Raw genomic sequence first — 17074 nt, 5'->3', positions numbered from 1 at the left:
GTGATGGGTATTTTCTCCATTGCCAATCAGCATATCCGCTTTGCGGTAAAACTGGCATGCGCCATTGTGCTGGCGCTGTTTGTTGGCTTTCACTTTCAACTTGAGACACCGCGCTGGGCGGTGTTGACTGCGGCAATTGTGGCGGCTGGCCCGGCCTTTGCTGCGGGTGGAGAACCCTATTCTGGCGCTATCCGTTATCGCGGTATGCTTCGTATTGTCGGAACATTTATTGGCTGTATTGCCGCACTGATCATTATTATCAGCATGATCCGTGCGCCGCTGCTGATGATCCTGGTGTGCTGCATCTGGGCCGGTTTTTGTACCTGGCTCTCCTCGCTGGTGAAGATCGAGAACTCCTATGCCTGGGGGCTTTCGGGCTACACGGCGCTGATAATCGTCATTACCATTCAGGCGGAACCATTGCTGACGCCGCAATTTGCGCTCGAACGCTGCAGCGAGATCGTGATGGGGATCGTCTGCGCTATTGTAGCCGATCTGCTCTTTTCACCCCGTTCAGTGAAGCAGGAGATCGATGTCGAGCTGGACAGCCTTCTGGTGGCGCAGTATCAACTTATGCAACTGTGCATTAAGCACGGCGACAGTGAAGAAGTGGATAAAGCCTGGGGGGATTTAGTCCGTCGTACTGCGGCGCTGGAAGGTATGCGCAGCAACCTGAACATGGAGTCCTCACGCTGGGTACGCGCCAACCGCAGACTTAAAGCATTGAACACGTTGTCGCTGACGCTCATTACTCAATCCTGTGAAACCTATCTTATCCAGAACACGCGACCGGACCTGATTACGGACACCTTCCGTGAGCTGTTTGATACGCCAGTTCAAACGGTGCAGGACGTACATAAGCAACTCAAGCGGATGCGGCGCGTGATTGTCTGGACCGGCGAGCGTGACACGCCGGTGACGATATATAGCTGGGCAGGTGCTGCGACACGCTACCTGCTGCTCAAACGCGGTGTTGTCAGCAATACCAAAATTAGTGCGATTGAAGAAGAGATCCTGCAGGGTGAGCCGGTAGTGAAAGTGGAATCCGCCGAACGTCACCATGCGATGGTCAACTTCTGGCGTACCACGCTTTCCTGTGTGCTGGGAACCTTGTTCTGGCTGTGGACCGGCTGGACGTCAGGTAGTGGCGCGATGGTGATGATTGCGGTCGTTACCTCACTGGCAATGCGTTTACCCAATCCACGTATGGTAGCGATAGACTTTATCTACGGCACGCTGGCAGCATTACCTTTGGGGGCGCTCTATTTTCTGGTGATTATCCCCAATACCCAGCAAAGTATGTTGTTACTGTGCCTGAGCCTTGCTGTGCTGGGATTTTTCCTCGGTATCGAGGTACAGAAGCGGCGTTTGGGCTCTATGGGGGCGCTGGCGAGCACGATTAACATTATCGTGCTGGATAACCCGATGACGTTCCATTTTAGCCAGTTCCTCGACAGTGCGCTGGGGCAGCTTGTGGGATGTGTGCTGGCGTTTATTGTGATTCTGTTGGTGCGTGATAACTCCCGTGACAGAACAGGTCGCGTGCTGCTCAATCAGTTTGTTTCAGCCGCAGTCTCCGCTATGACCACTAATGTGGTTCGTCGAAAAGAGAATCACCTTCCGGCGCTCTATCAGCAACTGTTTTTACTGATGAATAAATTTCCCGGCGATCTGGCGAAGTTTCGTCTGGCGCTGACGATGATCATCGCTCACCAGCGTCTGCGTGATGCACCTGTACCGGTAAATGAGGATTTATCTGCGTTTCATCGTCAGCTCCGTCGTACTGCCGATCACGTTATTTCAGCTGGAAATGACGACAAACGCCGACGCTACTTTAGTCAGCTGCTTGAGGAGCTTGATATCTATCAGGAAAAATTAAACATCTGGGAAGCCCCGCCTCAGGTGACGGAGCCTGTAAAACGGCTTACGGGTATGCTGCACAAATATCAGCACGCCCTGACCAGCAGTTAAGAGTTAAAAACCGACGCCAGAAGCGTCGGTTTTTTTATGGCTATACTTATTCGATGTGCGTAAGCCATGACATCAGGAGGAAAAAACTATGCCTGGACTGCAGGAGAGTGAACTTTTTCAGACGGGATATCTGGTTAATGGGCAGTGGAAGACCCTGGATACCACCTTTGATGTGGTAAACCCGGCGACGGGGGAGGTCATTGCAAAGGTGGCGAAGGCGGGTAAGCAGCAGACTGAAGAGGCGATTGCTGCTGCCGCAAACGCTTTTCCGGCGTGGCGCGAAAAAACGGCGAAAGAGCGTTCGACAATCCTCTATCGCTGGTATGAACTGATCCTCGAAAACAAAAGCTGGCTGGGGCGTCTGATGACCATTGAACAAGGGAAGCCGCTGAAAGAAGCCGAAGGTGAAGTTGAGTACGCCGCCAGCTTTATTCAGTGGTTTGTGGAGCAGGCCAAACGCGCTAATGGTGAGATTATCCCTCCGATTAAACCAGGCTCGCGAATTCTCGCTACCCGTGAACCTGTTGGTGTAGTCGCTGCGATCACTCCGTGGAACTTCCCGATGGCGATGCTGACACGCAAACTTGGGCCCGCGCTGGCTGCGGGATGTACCGGGGTGATTAAGCCGGCCAACAATACGCCGCTCAGCGCGTTTGCGCTGCTAACGCTGGCGAAAAAGGCTGGTGTGCCCGATGGGGTGCTTAACGCTGTCGCGGGCAATACCCCGGAAATCAGTGATGCAATTATGGCTAGCCATAAAGTGCGTAAAATTTCCTTTACCGGCTCCACCGCTGTCGGAAAAACGCTGGTGCGTAACGCGGCCGACACGATGAAAAAAGTCTCGATGGAGTTGGGCGGCAACGCCCCATACATTGTGTTTGATGATGCCGATATTGATGCCGCGGTGCAGGGGGCCATCGCTAACAAATTCCGTAATGCGGGTCAGGTGTGCGTTAGTGTTAACCGCTTCTATATTCAGGAATCCATCTATGACGAATTTACCCGCAAACTGGCGGATGCTGTCCAGGCGCTGAAGGTGGGTAATGGTCTGGATGACGGTGTGGTGGTTGGCCCGCTGATCGAGCCTTCGGCAGTAGATAAAGTGCGGGAACATGTTGAAGATGCTATTGCAAAAGGTGCGACGGTTCTGGCGGGAGGAAAAGCGCATTCGTTGGGCGGTAACTTCTGGCAGCCAACGGTACTGAGCAATTGCAACGAAGAGATGAAACTTGCCCGTGAAGAAACTTTCGGACCCGTCGCGGCCTGTTTCCGCTTTAGTCGTGAAGACGAAGTTATTCAGCGCGCTAACGATACTCCTTTTGGGCTGGCTGCTTATTTCTATACGCAAAACCTGCAGCGTGTATTCCGCGTTTCGCAGTCCATTGAAAGCGGCATGATTGGTATCAACGAATGTGCCGTTTCAACCGAGCTGGGGCCATTTGGTGGGGTAAAAGAGTCGGGGTTAGGGCGTGAAGGATCGGTGCTTGGATTAGAAGAGTTTCTGCAAGTGAAGACCTTGCATATTGGTGGTCTGTAGAGTAACCGACGGCGGGATGGTGGCTATAGATGAATATCTATACGTTTGATTTTGACGAGATTGAAGATCAAAGTGATTTCTACCGGGAGTTTACGCGTACCTTCGGCCTGGCCCGGGAAAAGGTCAGTGACTTAGATTCTCTGTGGGAAGTGGTTGTCGGGGAAGTATTGCCGTTGCCGCTGGAGATTGAGTTTGTGCATTTGCCGGATAAGCAACGCAGACGCTATGGCGCGCTGATTTTGCTGTTTGATGAAGCGGAAGAAGAGCTGGAAGGGCAATTGCGCTTTAACGTTCGTCACTCATCTTAAGAGATAAAAAAAGCCCCCGGCAGCGGGGGCAAGTCGTCGGACTAGACGACGAGGGTTTATTTGTACAGTTCAGCAGTTGCGTGCCAGTGAGCCCCTTCACGGAGTTCAGTAACGCGATAGCTGCTGGCGCCCGCTTTTTCTGCTTTGGCGACAATTTCCTGACGCATATCCATTGGTGAGCTACCAATCTGAGACACAGAGATAGTACCCATGGATTGCAGATTCTGTGCTTCTTGTGAGTTCACCTGATTTACCGCAGCGCTTGCGCCGAAAGAGATAACAGACAGAAGGCTTAAGGTTGCAACAGTAGTTTTGATTTTCATGATATTTACCTCGTCGAATACTTTTATTGGGGTCTTCGTTTCGTGACCCTCATCACAGAATCAAGTATACACTAATCACTCAGTAAATTAATACCACGCTAATGGTTTCATCGGGTATTATGGGTTAAAAAATATATTTTTTATAACCAAACGGAATTAAAAATACGCTTCAGTACACCGGGATTAAAATAAGTTCAATAAAATCATATTGATATGTGATTTTGCAATTTGTGCGTTTTTGATGATTATCATTCACTATGTGAATGCTTTATAGCGGTTAAACGCACTATCTGTTAAATGATTAGTAGTGAAAAACAGTGGCGTGGGTATGAAAGGAAGGTTTTTCCCCCGCCGCATGATGCGACGGGGAAGGGGTTACAGCTCTTGTTCGAAGAGCTCCAGAATAGCTTCGTACAGATCTTTTACCGTAAAGCCCATCGCTGGGGTGGTGAAGATGGTATCGTCTCCGGCAATCGTCCCGAGGATACCTTCCGCTTTACCCAATGAGTCCAGCAGGCGGGCAATTAATTGTGCTGCGCCTGGGCTAGTATGAATGACCACGACAGCATCGTTATAGTCGATATCCAGTACCAGATTTTTCAGCGGGCTTGAGGTTGTTGGAACCCCCAGTTCTGCCGGGAGGCAGTACACCATCTCCATTTTTGCATTGCGGGTACGCACTGCGCCAAACTTGGTCAGCATGCGTGAAACCTTGGACTGATTGATATTATCAAAGCCCTGATCCTGCAACGCGAGGACGATTTCGCCCTGAGAGCTGAATTTTTCTTCTTTGAGCAGCGCTTTAAACGCCTTTACTAATTCTTCTTGTTTAGCCGAGCTTCGCATAAGTCACCCGTAATATGGCGGTAGAAACAACATTATTGTGCATACAGATGAATTTTTATGCAAACGGTCTGCCTCGTTCAAGGCTGAAATAATGTTATGAAAGAGCGGAATTTTATCAAATTTCGTTATCAAGAAACATGCCTGTGTCACGGCTCGCAAATAAGATTAAAAGTAAATTAAATGTTATCAAATTGATGTTGTTTTGAGAGGGCGGTAGGGTATATTGTCAACACCTGTTGGAAAGTTGCTCTACTGGGCGGTTGTTTTGAATTACGTAACTTAGGATTTATTTTACGTAAGTTAAATGCATAAAAGCCAAATTTGCGTGACTACGCATTCTTGACGCGTGGTTATTGAATTCGTTGGATTTGTGAATTAAGGTCGCCGCCGCGGAGCAATAGACATTTTGCTTATCAATATAATAAGGAGTTTAGGATGAAAGTTGCAGTCCTCGGCGCTGCTGGTGGTATCGGTCAGGCGCTAGCATTACTGTTAAAAACCCAACTGCCTTCAGGTTCAGAACTCTCCCTGTACGACATCGCTCCAGTAACTCCTGGTGTGGCCGTTGACTTGAGCCATATCCCTGCTGCTGTGAAAATCAAAGGCTTCAGCGGTGAAGATGCCACCCCTGCACTGGAAGGTGCTGATGTGGTTCTGATCTCTGCGGGTGTCGCGCGTAAGCCGGGTATGGATCGTTCCGACCTGTTTAACGTTAACGCAGGCATCGTGAAAAACCTGGTGCAGCAAGTTGCTAAAACCTGTCCAAAAGCATGTATTGGTATCATCACTAACCCGGTGAATACGACCGTTGCTATCGCTGCAGAAGTGCTGAAAAAAGCAGGCGTCTACGATAAGAACAAACTGTTTGGCGTAACTACGCTGGACATCATCCGCTCCAACACTTTTGTTGCGGAACTGAAAGGCAAACAGCCTGCCGATGTTGAAGTTCCGGTAATTGGTGGACACTCTGGCGTGACCATTCTGCCACTGCTGTCACAAATTCCTGGTGTGAGCTTCACCGAGCAGGAAGTTGCTGACCTGACCAAACGTATCCAGAACGCGGGTACCGAAGTTGTGGAAGCTAAAGCTGGTGGCGGTTCTGCAACCCTGTCTATGGGTCAGGCTGCGGCACGTTTTGGTCTGTCACTGGTTCGTGCCCTGAATGGCGAAAAAGGCGTAGTGGAATGTGCGTACGTTGAAGGCGATGGCCAGTATGCGCGCTTCTTCTCTCAGCCGCTGCTGCTGGGCAAAAATGGTGTGGAAGAGCGCAAGTCCATCGGTAAACTGAGTGCATTTGAACAGAATGCGCTGGAAGGTATGCTGGACACGCTGAAGAAAGATATTACTTTGGGCGAAGAGTTCGTTAAGTAATGCTTTCGTGTCGACCAGATAAGACGCTTCTGCGTTGCCATCAGGTTTGACGTATAAAAAACCGGAGTAATCTCCGGTTTTTTTACATCCCAATTATACTAATTTGTTGCCGGGTATTCCTGAACCGTCACCTGGAGCGTCAACTGTTTATCATCGCGCATCACAATGACTGAGATAACCGACCCGGGGCGAATTTCAGCCACTTGATCCATGGTCTCCAGGGCTGATACCGCAGGTTTATTGTTGACCGATATAATCAGGTCGTTAACCTGAATACCTGCCTGCGCTGCCGGACCATCCGGGGCGACTTCGTTAACCACTATCCCCTGAATTTGATCCATCCCACTGCCCTGTGCATGCAGCGGAGCAATCTCACGACCACTAATACCGATGTACCCACGAATAACGCGTCCGTCACGAATCAGCTTATCCATGATTTTGGTTGCCAGCTGGAACGGAATGGCAAAACCAATCCCTTCAGGTGTCTCGCCATCATTACTTTTATCAAATGACAGCGTGTTAATACCCATCAACTCACCCAACGAGTTGACCAGCGCGCCGCCCGAGTTACCGTGGTTGATGGAGGCGTCTGTTTGCAGGAAATTTTGCCGCCCTGTTGGGTTCAAACCAATACGACCGGTGGCGCTGATGATCCCCTGGGTGATTGTTTGCCCAAGGTTGTACGGGTTCCCGATGGCGAGAACGACATCGCCAATATGCGGAACGCGCTTGTTATTGATTGGGATGGTTGGCAGTCCGCCAGAAGCGTTGATCTTTAGTACCGCAAGGTCGGTCAGCGTGTCGGAGCCGACAAGCAGGGCTTCAAACACACGCCCATCTTGTAAAGCGACGATGATTTGGTCGGCATCATTGATAACGTGTTTGTTGGTAATGATATAGCCGCGTTGATCCATGATAACGCCCGAGCCGAGTGTACGGATCTCGAGCTGGTTATGCGTCGTGCTATTCATACTGCGGTTGTAAACGTTAACCACGGCAGGCGCAGCGCGACGAACCGCCGGATTATAGCTGGCGGGTGTTTCATCTGCACTGTCGAACTGTGGTGCGGAAAGCGTATTAATTTTGCGCAGAGAGGGCATCGCGGCCAGCAGAATGGCGCCGACGATTAAACCAATCGCGACCGAACGTAAAAGCTTCACAAACATGATGGCGGCGTCATTAAAAAAGGGAACGGCAGCAGCATATCACGAGTTTACCGGACATCACACGGCAGGCTGATGTCCGGTTCGCATAGGTTAACGCAGGAGCAGATAGATATTATCGTTACCGCGTACCACCTGCAGAGCAATAATCGATGGTTTCGCTTCCAGAACTTTGCGCATTTCAGCAATCGAGTTCACGCGATCGCGGTTAACACTGATGATAACGTCATCTTTGTGCAGACCGGCCTGCGCGGCAGGGCTGCTTTTTTCGACGTTATCAATTTTGATGCCTTTAGTGCCGTCTTTTAACTGACCATCGCTGAGCGTTGCCCCCTGTAGCGCAGGTGCAATCATTTCTGCGCTGGCAGATGACGATGTGCTGGTGTCCAAGGTGACTTCAACTTCCAGTGGTTTGCCGTTACGTAGCAGTCCCAGTTTAACTTTGGTACCCGGCTCGGTTGTCGCGATGCGCGAACGTAGTTCAGCGAAACTGTTGAGCGGTTTGCCGTTGAGACTGGTAATGACATCACCGGATTTCACTCCAGCCTTCGCAGAGCCGGAGCCAGGCAGAACTTCGCTGACAAACGCGCCGCGCTGCACATCCAGTTTGAACGCTTTGGCAATATCGGCAGTCATTTCCGTGCCTTTAATACCCAGCAGGCCGCGTTTGATTTCACCAAACTGCATCAACTGCTGAGCCAGCGTGCGCGCCATGTTGCTTGGGATAGCAAAGCCAATGCCGATACTGCCGCCGCCCGGAGCCAGAATGGCGGTATTAATACCGATCAGCTCACCATTCAGGTTCAGCAATGCGCCGCCGGAGTTACCGCGGTTAATAGATGCGTCGGTCTGAATAAAGTTTTCCAGACCCTCCAGGTTCAGACCGCTACGGCCTAACGCCGATACGATACCTGAAGTTGCCGTTTGTCCCAGTCCGAACGGGTTACCGACTGCTACGGCGAAATCACCTACACGCAGTTTGTCGGAGTCGGCGATGGCAATTTGCGTCAGATTGCTGGGGTGTTGAATTTGCAGTAGCGCGATATCGCTCTGATCGTCGCTACCGATAAGCTTGGCGTCGAACTCGCGGCCATCATTAAGCTGGACACTGATTTTTTGTGCCTGATTAATGACGTGATTGTTGGTTAAAACATAGCCTTTTGCGGCGTCAATAATAACTCCCGACCCCAGACCTTCGAACGGTTGCGAAGGTTGGTCTGGCAGTTCATCGCCAAAAAACTTTTTGAATTCTTCCGGGACTTTCTGTCCCTGTCCCTGAACGGCGGTACCCTCGACCCTCACGCTAACGACAGCAGGTAACACTTTCTCCAGCATTGGGGCGAGGCTGGGGAGCGCTGCCTGACCGGGAACCTGGCCGGGTATCGACGCAATGGCCTGAAACGGCGCCGAGAGAGTTAACCCGACACTTAACGCTAATGCACTCAACAGCTGGGTTTGTTTTTTCATTGATCCTGCTCTCGTACCTTGAGTAAACGGAAGATGATTCAAAACAGTTTGATGTTATTGAATTTTGGGTTTGGTCACAATGCGGCTAACGACTAAATAATAGCTGGGAAGGGAAGAGAAGCGGAGGGCGCAATTGCTGCGCCCAATAAATTTCTTAACGATGTGCAGTTAGTCGCGCTTTGCGCCACTACGCAGCAGGCCGGACGCCCCTTCGGAATAGTCACGCGGCATTTGAACCGGAGCCTGATCGTTGCCTGCTTCAGACTCTGCCAGACGATTACGGAATGGGTTGGATTCCGGTGACATACCTGGAAGAAGGTTGCTGGAGCTTTTCGCCATATGCTGATAGATCTGACGATAGTCGTCCGCCATGTTGTCCAGCAGCTCAGCGCTGCGGGCAAAGTGGCTCACCAGTTCCTCACGGTACTCTTCCAGCTCAGCTTTGTTTTTTTCAAGTTCGTACTGCAATGCCTGCTGTTGGCGTAATTTACGATTACCAAAACGCATGGCTACAGCACCAATAATGATACCGACGACTAACCCAATTAGCGCATATTCCCAGGTCATGAACATCTCCCGTTGTCTTTTGTTTCCGTAGGGTGTTGGCTTTAGGCTCCATGCCTGCGCCTGATTATGCCACTATAACCGCTAATCCCGTAGAAGTGGAATCCCGTCTTTATATCGCGTAGTGTAGAACGGCCTTTTTTTCGTCAACCGTGAGCGACGGCACATCGATTCTCAAGGAATAACAATAACATCATGCAAAGCCTTTCCCCGACATCGCGTTACCTGCAGGCCCTCAACGACGGCAGCCATCAACCTGACAACGTACAACAAGAAGCTGTGAATCGGCTGGAAACTATTTTCCAGGAACTCACAACCCGAACACGTCCTGTGCCGCAGGAGAGTGGGCTGATGGCCCGTTTTGGTAAATTGTTGGGTAAACGTGAGCCGACGGAAAATATGCCGGTACGCGGGCTGTATATGTGGGGGGGAGTGGGGCGTGGGAAAACCTGGCTGATGGATCTGTTCTACCATAGCCTGCCGGGTGAACGTAAACAGCGTCTGCACTTTCACCGCTTTATGCTGCGCGTGCATGAAGAACTTACCGCTCTGCAAGGTCAAAGTGACCCGCTGGAGGTGATTGCCGACCGTTTTAAAGCCCAGACGGATGTGCTGTGCTTTGACGAGTTTTTTGTTTCAGATATTACCGATGCGATGCTGCTCGGTGGATTAATGAAAGCGCTGTTTGCCCGTGGTATCACGCTGGTTGCGACCTCTAATATTCCGCCTGATGAGCTGTATCGTAATGGCTTGCAACGCGCACGTTTTCTGCCCGCTATCGAGGCAATCAAACAGTATTGCGACATCATGAACGTAGATGCTGGCGTTGATTATCGTCTGCGTACGTTAACGCAAGCGCATTTATGGTTATCGCCACTTAATGATGAAACTCAGCAGCAGATGGATAAACTGTGGCTGGCGTTAGCGGGCGCGAAAGGTGAGCATGCTCCGACGCTGGAGATAAACCATCGCCCGATGCCGACGTTAGCCGTAGAAAACCAAACGCTGGCGATTTCGTTTACCACGCTCTGCGTCGATGCGCGTAGTCAGCACGATTACATTGCGTTGTCGCGCCTGTTCCATACGGTGCTGTTATCTGATGTACCAGTGATGACACCGTTGATGGAGAGCGAAGCACGGCGTTTTATCGCGCTGGTTGATGAGTTCTACGAGCGCCATGTCAAACTGGTCGTGAGTGCGGCATCCCCCTTATATCAGATCTACCAGGGTGAACGCCTGAAGTTTGAATTCCAGCGCTGCTTGTCGCGTTTGCAAGAGATGCAAAGCGAAGAGTATCTGAAACGGGAACATTTAGCGGGTTAAACCCGCCGCAAATCACATAAAGGGGTCGATCTTTGACCCTGACTTCTCTATAATCTTGCGACCCCACGTTACGAGAGAGTTTTTTTCCCAAAACTTTCTATGTGCCGGCATAGGCTATTCGAAGGGGTAGGTTTGCTGGACAATGTCGTGTGAACCTCAACTGACAAAACGTTTGGGTGTTCACCAACGTGTAACTTATTTATTTGGGTAAGCTTTTAATGAAAACTTTTACAGCTAAACCAGAAACCGTAAAACGCGACTGGTATGTTGTTGACGCGACCGGTAAAACTCTGGGCCGTCTGGCTTCCGAACTGGCTCTGCGCCTGCGCGGCAAGCACAAAGCGGAATACACTCCGCACGTAGATACCGGTGATTACATCATCGTTCTGAACGCTGACAAAGTTGCTGTAACCGGCAACAAGCGTACTGACAAAGTGTACTATCACCACACCGGTCACATCGGTGGTATCAAACAAGCGACCTTTGAAGAGATGATTGCTCGCCGTCCTGAGCGTGTGCTTGAAATCGCGGTTAAAGGCATGCTGCCAAAAGGCCCGCTGGGTCGTGCTATGTTCCGTAAACTGAAAGTTTACGCTGGCAACGAGCACAACCACGCGGCACAGCAACCGCAAGTTCTTGACATCTAATCGGGATTATAGGCAATGGCTGAAAATCAATACTACGGCACTGGTCGCCGCAAAAGTTCCGCAGCTCGCGTTTTCATCAAACCGGGCAGTGGTAAAATCGTAATCAACCAACGTTCTCTGGAACAGTACTTCGGTCGTGAAACTGCCCGCATGGTAGTTCGTCAGCCGCTGGAACTGGTCGACATGGTTGAGAAACTGGATCTGTACATCACTGTTAAAGGTGGTGGTATCTCTGGTCAGGCTGGTGCGATCCGTCACGGTATCACCCGCGCTCTGATGGAGTATGATGAGTCCCTGCGTGGCGAACTGCGTAAAGCTGGCTTCGTTACCCGTGATGCTCGTCAGGTTGAACGTAAGAAAGTCGGTCTGCGTAAAGCACGTCGTCGTCCTCAGTTCTCCAAACGTTAATTGGTTTCTGCTTCGGCAGAGCTCAATTTGCGAAAAAACCCGCTTCGGCGGGTTTTTTTATGTATACTCGCCGCGAAGATCCACGGTAATGTGCTGATTGCCACCTCTTTTTCCCCATTTCCAGAATCGACTCACCACAAAGGTCACAAAATCTGGTAAACTATCATCCAATTTTCTGCCCAAATGTCCGGTATCGTTCATTTTTTGTTTGTATTTTGAGCAATAATGGCTTTCCCGAATATGGGTGACACCACTTCTGACTGGCCATATATAGTGGCTGGTAGCAGTAAAATTCTGAATATACCTGGAGGTTTTCATGGCTGTCGCTGCCAACAAACGTTCGGTAATGACGCTGTTTTCTGGTCCTACTGACATCTATAGCCATCAGGTCCGCATTGTGCTGGCTGAGAAAGGTGTTAGTTTCGAGATTGAGCATGTGGAGAAGGACAATCCACCTCAGGATCTGATCGACCTCAACCCGAATCAGAGCGTACCGACACTGGTGGATCGTGAGCTGACCCTGTGGGAATCTCGCATCATTATGGAATACCTGGATGAGCGTTTCCCGCATCCGCCGCTGATGCCGGTTTACCCGGTTGCGCGTGGTGAGAGCCGCCTGTACATGCAGCGTATCGAAAAAGACTGGTACACGCTGATGAACATCATCGTGAACGGTTCTGCTTCTGAAGCTGATGTCGCTCGTAAGCGACTGCGCGAAGAGTTGCTGGCGATTGCGCCAGTATTTGGTCAGAAACCGTATTTCCTGAGCGATGAGTTCAGCCTGGTAGATTGCTATCTGGCACCACTGCTGTGGCGTTTACCGCAGCTGGGTATTGAATTCAGCGGTGCAGGTTCGAAAGAGCTGAAAGGATATATGACTCGCGTCTTCGAACGTGACTCATTCCTGGCTTCTCTGACTGAGCCTGAACGTGAAATGCGCCTGGGCCGGGGTTAATCTGTATGGATTTGCCACAACTATCACCGCGCCGTCCGTATCTGCTGCGTGCATTTTATGAGTGGTTGCTAGACAACCAGCTTACGCCGCATCTGGTGGTGGATGTGACGCTCCCGGACGTGCAGGTTCCTATGGAATATGCGCGTGATGGGCAAATTGTTCTGAATATTGCACCGCGTGCAGTTGGGAACCTGGAACTGGCTAACGATGAAGTGCGCTTTAACGCGCGTTTCGGCGGAGTACCACGTCAGGTTTCTGTGCCGCTGGCTGCTGTTCTGGCAATTTATGCTCGTGAAAACGGTGCCGGTACGATGTTTGAGCCAGAATCCGCCTATGACGAAGATGTCGCCAGCCTAAACGATGACGACAACGAAGCTCCTGGCTTTGAGAACGAAACGGTCATGTCCGTCATTGATGGTGATAAACCTGACAACGGCGACGACAATGACCCGGATGATACTCCACCGCCTCCTCGTGGTGGACGTCCAGCGCTACGCGTAGTTAAATAAAAAAAACAGGCCCTTTGGGCCTGTTTTGTTTTCTGCGTTCGGAATTAGTAAAACAGCGCGATTGTGGCGATCATATTCACCACAAATCCTACGGCCATTGGGATCGCCGTACGTTTAACCACTTCAAAAGGCGATACCCCAGCGATGCCTGATGTCACGACAATGACTGCGGTGATCGGTGAAACTGCGCGTGCCAGCGTGGTGGCGAAATGCATAGGCATAATCATTACGACAGCCGGAATATGCAGCCCGGCAGCGATATCCGGGATCAGGCTGGCAAAAGACATAAACGGCGCGTTGCCGGACCCCATTACGATTGCGCAGGCAGCAATAACCACAGCCATAATGATCATCACCCCGATACCGCCGAGCCCGGAATGTTCCGCACCTTTAATAACCGCGTCGACGGTGCCGATAGTGGTCAACCCTTTAGCAAAGATCTCGCCTGCCACCACCAGCGTAACGACATTCGCAAACTGCGTGCCCATGCCGTCAAAAAAAGCCTGCACATCGTCCATTGTTTCGCGCAGATTGTGTTTGCGAAGGAACTCTACAAACATGGTCACTGTCATGCTCAACAGCATCACCACCACCAGATTAAGTTCTGCTTTCATCAATCCCTGATGTGCAAGGAACAGCGAACCCAGCATCAGGATCAGAGGCATTACCGGTAAAATGGCGTAATAGAGCGGTGGTACATCTTCGAGCCTCTTTTGTTCGGCGAAACCTGCGCTATCCGGTAACGCTTTTCTATCAAACTGGCGCTGCACGAAAAAATGCGCAATGGCAACGGCGATAATTACGCAGGAAGCCACTGGTAACTGGTAATGGAAGAAGTAGGTGGCGATTTTCATTCCTGCCACTTGTGCGGCAAAAATTGAGTTGGTTTCCAGAATGCCCCATTCAATCGACATTGAAGTGGCAATAACTGCCACCGCAGACAAACGGCTCACACCAAGGCTGACTAATGTCGGGAAGAGCGTGACCATTAGTAGCATGCCTAACCCGGAGGCGCTGGTTATGAACTGTGCCATGATCTGGCCGATCACATAGGTGGCGGCCAGAACGATGTAAGGTGATCGGATAACCTTAAGAGGTCGACTTAACAGGCTAACCATGGCTCTACTGGCTCCCATCCTGTCCATATAGCGGGCATAACCGCCCACCGCCATGATTGACAGTCCAAGTCCTGCGGCCCGGCTTGAGAGCATACGCAGAATTTCGTTATAAATATCGACCAGCAAATAGCCGCTGCTTTTATCAGGCGCGACCAACGCACCGTAGCCCAGCCAGACCCCGCAGATCATTAGAAAGATCCCGGCAGCTGCCAGTACCACTTGTGGTTTGTAGTTTTTGAGGATCAGATAACCCATCGTTAATAAAACGATGACAGAGATAATGATGCCGAACATTTTTTCACTCCATGGCAGAGAAGAACATAAATCCGGTAATTACATTGTTATAAATGCGGATGTTATATTTTTTCTGCGCCTTTTTATGGAGTGGATATCTTATTTTTTATTCAGAGTTTAAAATATTTTTCGTTTTAAAATAGATGGTTATGATAATTTTTCACGATCATGTTCGCTAATTTCATAAATAAAATATAGTGTTCTGTAATTAAATTTAACCTGAATGTTTTTATGATAAATAATATTTCTATTTTGTATATTCACAATGTGCCAGCTTTGCCGGGCGACCATCATTACACCCTGCTTTCGATCCTGTGTTAGGATGAACTCGCTGTTGTTTGTCACCTCGACTTAGCGGAATGGACCCTATGAACGCATTTGATTCGCAAGCTGAAGACTCTCCATCGACCATTGGCCGTAGCTTACGTAACCGTCCACTGGCGCGTAAAAAACTGTCTGAAATGGTTGAAGAAGAGCTGGAACAGATGATTCGTCGCCGGGAATTTGGCGAAGGTGAGCAGTTGCCGTCGGAACGAGAGCTGATGGCTTTCTTCAACGTGGGTCGTCCTTCCGTGCGGGAAGCGCTTGCTGCGTTAAAGCGTAAAGGTCTGGTGCAAATCAACAATGGCGAACGTGCCCGCGTTTCGCGCCCCTCTGCAGATACCATCATCAGTGAACTGTCCGGGATGGCGAAAGATTTCCTCTCGCATCCGGGAGGCATCGCTCACTTTGAACAGCTGCGGTTGTTCTTTGAATCCAGCCTGGTGCGTTACGCTGCGGAACATGCCACTGACGAGCAAATCGATCGGCTGGCGAAAGCGCTGGAGATCAACAGCCAGTCGCTGGATGACAATACGTTGTTCATTCGTTCGGACGTTGATTTTCACCGAGTACTGGCGGAGATCCCTGGTAATCCTATCTTTATGGCGATCCATGTCGCGCTGCTGGACTGGCTGATTGCGGCTCGTCCGACCGTTGCCGATCAGGAATTGCATGAACACAATAGCGTGAGTTATCAGCAGCATATTGCTATTGTCGAGGCCATTCGCCAGCACAATCCTGATGAAGCTGACCGCGCCTTACAAGAACATCTCAACAGCGTATCCGCCACCTGGCACGCCTTCGGTAAAAATAAAAAATTGCGAAAGTGATCGCGATCCTGACGATCGTTTAGTGAGGCAGATCGCACTATAAGCGTTCTGTATTGTATTGCTGCTTATTTGATCTGGTATAACAGGTATAAAGGTATGCAGTCAGATAACACTAATCATCGACAGAGGTAGTTATGGCAAGAGATTTAAAAGGCGTAATGCCGGCGTTGTTGACTCCGTTCGACAACCAACAGCGACTGGACACTGAGAGTTTGCGTCGTCTGGTGCGCTTCAACATTGAGCAGGGTATTGATGGGCTTTATGTCGGTGGTTCTACCGGTGAAGCCTTTGTACAGAGCCGTGCTGAAAGAGAGCAGGTGCTGGAAATTGTTGCTGAAGAAGCGAAAGGTAAAGTCACTTTAATCGCGCACGTTGGCACAATCAGTACCGAAGAGAGTCAACAACTGGCGAGCGCCGCGCATCGCTACGGCTTTGATGCAGTCTCCGCAGTCACTCCGTTTTACTATCCGTTCAGCTTCGAAGAACATTGCGATCACTATCGCGCAATCATTGATTCCGCTGATGGCTTACCAATGGTGGTGTATAACATTCCAGCACTGAGTGGCGTCAAACTGACGCTGGATCAGATCAACACACTGGTGACGCTGCCGGGTGTTGGCGCACTGAAGCAAACCTCTGGCGATCTCTATCAGATGGAGCAGATCCGTCGTGCGCATCCTGATCTGGTGCTTTACAACGGTTATGACGAAATTTTCGCTTCTGGCCTGCTGGCTGGCGCTGATGGCGGAATTGGCAGTACCTACAACATCATGGGATGGCGTTACCAGGGAATTGTGAAAGCGCTCAAAGAAGGCGACGTCCGGACTGCACAAAAGCTGCAAACCGAGTGCAATAAGGTTATCGATCTGCTCATTAAAGTCGGCGTATTCCGTGGTCTGAAAACGGTCCTGCACTTTATGGACGTGATCTCCGTACCGCTGTGCCGTAAACCGTTTGCTCCTGTAGATGAAAACTACCTGCCAGAACTGAAAGCATTGGCTAACCAACTGCTGGCGGAAAAGGCGTAACAGCGTATAGCCGGGGGCGCTTCGTTTGCCCGGCCTACATATGTCGATCGTAGGCCGTATAAGGCAACGCCGTCATCCGGCACAACAACAA

Annotated in this window: 17 protein-coding genes; 11 read left to right on the top strand and 6 right to left on the bottom strand. The window is 50.4% G+C overall.

The features are described from left to right. The first annotated feature begins 3 nt into the window (after positions 1 to 3). From aaeB to AACS05_RS21235, 3 genes are all read left to right on the top strand, one after another. Positions 4 to 1971 (top strand): p-hydroxybenzoic acid efflux pump subunit AaeB, encoded by a 1968-nt coding sequence (aaeB, locus tag AACS05_RS21245; protein WP_045448164.1) that lies wholly within the window; start codon positions 4 to 6, stop codon positions 1969 to 1971. Between the two features lie 88 nt (positions 1972 to 2059). Further along, a complete protein-coding gene (locus AACS05_RS21240; RefSeq protein ID WP_045448161.1) occupies positions 2060 to 3508 on the top strand; it encodes an NAD-dependent succinate-semialdehyde dehydrogenase in 1449 nt (482 codons plus the stop codon). 29 nt (positions 3509 to 3537) lie between these two features. Further along, positions 3538 to 3816: a barstar family protein gene (locus AACS05_RS21235; RefSeq protein WP_045448157.1), complete on the top strand. Its 279-nt coding sequence runs from the start codon at positions 3538 to 3540 to the stop codon at positions 3814 to 3816. 56 nt (positions 3817 to 3872) lie between these two features. On the opposite strand, the gene yhcN is transcribed toward AACS05_RS21235, so the two are convergent. Then, on the bottom strand, positions 3873 to 4139 hold the full coding sequence (gene yhcN / locus AACS05_RS21230) for a peroxide/acid stress response protein YhcN (protein WP_045448153.1): 267 nt from the start codon (positions 4137 to 4139) through the stop codon (positions 3873 to 3875). Between the two features lie 375 nt (positions 4140 to 4514). Next, positions 4515 to 4985 carry a transcriptional regulator ArgR gene (gene argR / locus AACS05_RS21225; protein WP_045448150.1) on the bottom strand — a complete coding sequence of 157 codons (471 nt, stop codon included), beginning with the start codon at positions 4983 to 4985 and terminating at the stop codon, positions 4515 to 4517. A 435-nt stretch (positions 4986 to 5420) separates the two neighbouring features. Between argR and mdh the strand changes: the two genes are divergently transcribed. Beyond that, complete coding sequence (gene mdh, locus AACS05_RS21220) at positions 5421 to 6356, top strand: malate dehydrogenase (protein ID WP_045448148.1); 936 nt, start codon at positions 5421 to 5423, stop codon at positions 6354 to 6356. Positions 6357 to 6454: 98 nt separating this feature from the next. Here the strand turns inward: mdh and degS are convergent, their stop codons facing one another. The 3 genes from degS to zapG form a co-directional block, all read right to left on the bottom strand. After that, a complete protein-coding gene (degS, locus tag AACS05_RS21215; RefSeq protein ID WP_045448145.1) occupies positions 6455 to 7522 on the bottom strand; it encodes an outer membrane-stress sensor serine endopeptidase DegS in 1068 nt (355 codons plus the stop codon). A 90-nt stretch (positions 7523 to 7612) separates the two neighbouring features. Next, complete coding sequence (degQ, locus tag AACS05_RS21210) at positions 7613 to 8986, bottom strand: serine endoprotease DegQ (protein ID WP_045448142.1); 1374 nt, start codon at positions 8984 to 8986, stop codon at positions 7613 to 7615. A 168-nt stretch (positions 8987 to 9154) separates the two neighbouring features. Next, positions 9155 to 9553, bottom strand: coding sequence for a Z-ring associated protein ZapG (zapG, locus tag AACS05_RS21205; RefSeq protein ID WP_045448139.1), 399 nt, complete (start codon positions 9551 to 9553; stop codon positions 9155 to 9157). 192 nt (positions 9554 to 9745) lie between these two features. On the opposite strand from zapG, the gene zapE reads away from it, so the two are divergent. The 5 genes from zapE (at position 9746) to sspB (ending at position 13392) form a co-directional block, all read left to right on the top strand. Next, positions 9746 to 10873, top strand: coding sequence for a cell division protein ZapE (gene zapE / locus AACS05_RS21200; protein ID WP_045448136.1), 1128 nt, complete (start codon positions 9746 to 9748; stop codon positions 10871 to 10873). A 218-nt stretch (positions 10874 to 11091) separates the two neighbouring features. Next, on the top strand, positions 11092 to 11520 hold the full coding sequence (gene rplM, locus AACS05_RS21195; protein WP_003025141.1) for a 50S ribosomal protein L13: 429 nt from the start codon (positions 11092 to 11094) through the stop codon (positions 11518 to 11520). A gap of 15 nt (positions 11521 to 11535) precedes the next feature. Next, positions 11536 to 11928 carry a 30S ribosomal protein S9 gene (gene rpsI, locus AACS05_RS21190; RefSeq protein ID WP_003025138.1) on the top strand — a complete coding sequence of 131 codons (393 nt, stop codon included), beginning with the start codon at positions 11536 to 11538 and terminating at the stop codon, positions 11926 to 11928. A gap of 316 nt (positions 11929 to 12244) precedes the next feature. Then, on the top strand, positions 12245 to 12883 hold the full coding sequence (sspA, locus tag AACS05_RS21185; protein ID WP_045448133.1) for a stringent starvation protein SspA: 639 nt from the start codon (positions 12245 to 12247) through the stop codon (positions 12881 to 12883). A 5-nt stretch (positions 12884 to 12888) separates the two neighbouring features. After that, positions 12889 to 13392 carry a ClpXP protease specificity-enhancing factor gene (sspB, locus tag AACS05_RS21180; protein ID WP_045448130.1) on the top strand — a complete coding sequence of 168 codons (504 nt, stop codon included), beginning with the start codon at positions 12889 to 12891 and terminating at the stop codon, positions 13390 to 13392. A gap of 44 nt (positions 13393 to 13436) precedes the next feature. Here the strand turns inward: sspB and dcuC are convergent, their stop codons facing one another. Continuing rightward, complete coding sequence (gene dcuC / locus AACS05_RS21175) at positions 13437 to 14804, bottom strand: anaerobic C4-dicarboxylate transporter DcuC (RefSeq protein ID WP_045448127.1); 1368 nt, start codon at positions 14802 to 14804, stop codon at positions 13437 to 13439. 359 nt (positions 14805 to 15163) lie between these two features. On the opposite strand from dcuC, the gene nanR reads away from it, so the two are divergent. Together nanR and nanA are read left to right on the top strand one after the other, a co-directional pair. Beyond that, positions 15164 to 15955: a transcriptional regulator NanR gene (gene nanR, locus AACS05_RS21170; protein ID WP_045448125.1), complete on the top strand. Its 792-nt coding sequence runs from the start codon at positions 15164 to 15166 to the stop codon at positions 15953 to 15955. 134 nt (positions 15956 to 16089) lie between these two features. Further along, positions 16090 to 16983, top strand: coding sequence for an N-acetylneuraminate lyase (gene nanA / locus AACS05_RS21165; protein ID WP_045448122.1), 894 nt, complete (start codon positions 16090 to 16092; stop codon positions 16981 to 16983). The last annotated feature ends 91 nt before the right edge of the window (positions 16984 to 17074 follow it).

This window comes from Citrobacter sp. S-77, from assembly GCF_963864895.1.
In the GTDB taxonomy this organism is placed as follows: domain Bacteria; phylum Pseudomonadota; class Gammaproteobacteria; order Enterobacterales; family Enterobacteriaceae; genus Citrobacter; species Citrobacter murliniae.
Note: the sequence above shows the minus strand (reverse complement) of the source record. Positions and strands in the feature narration are given on the sequence as shown.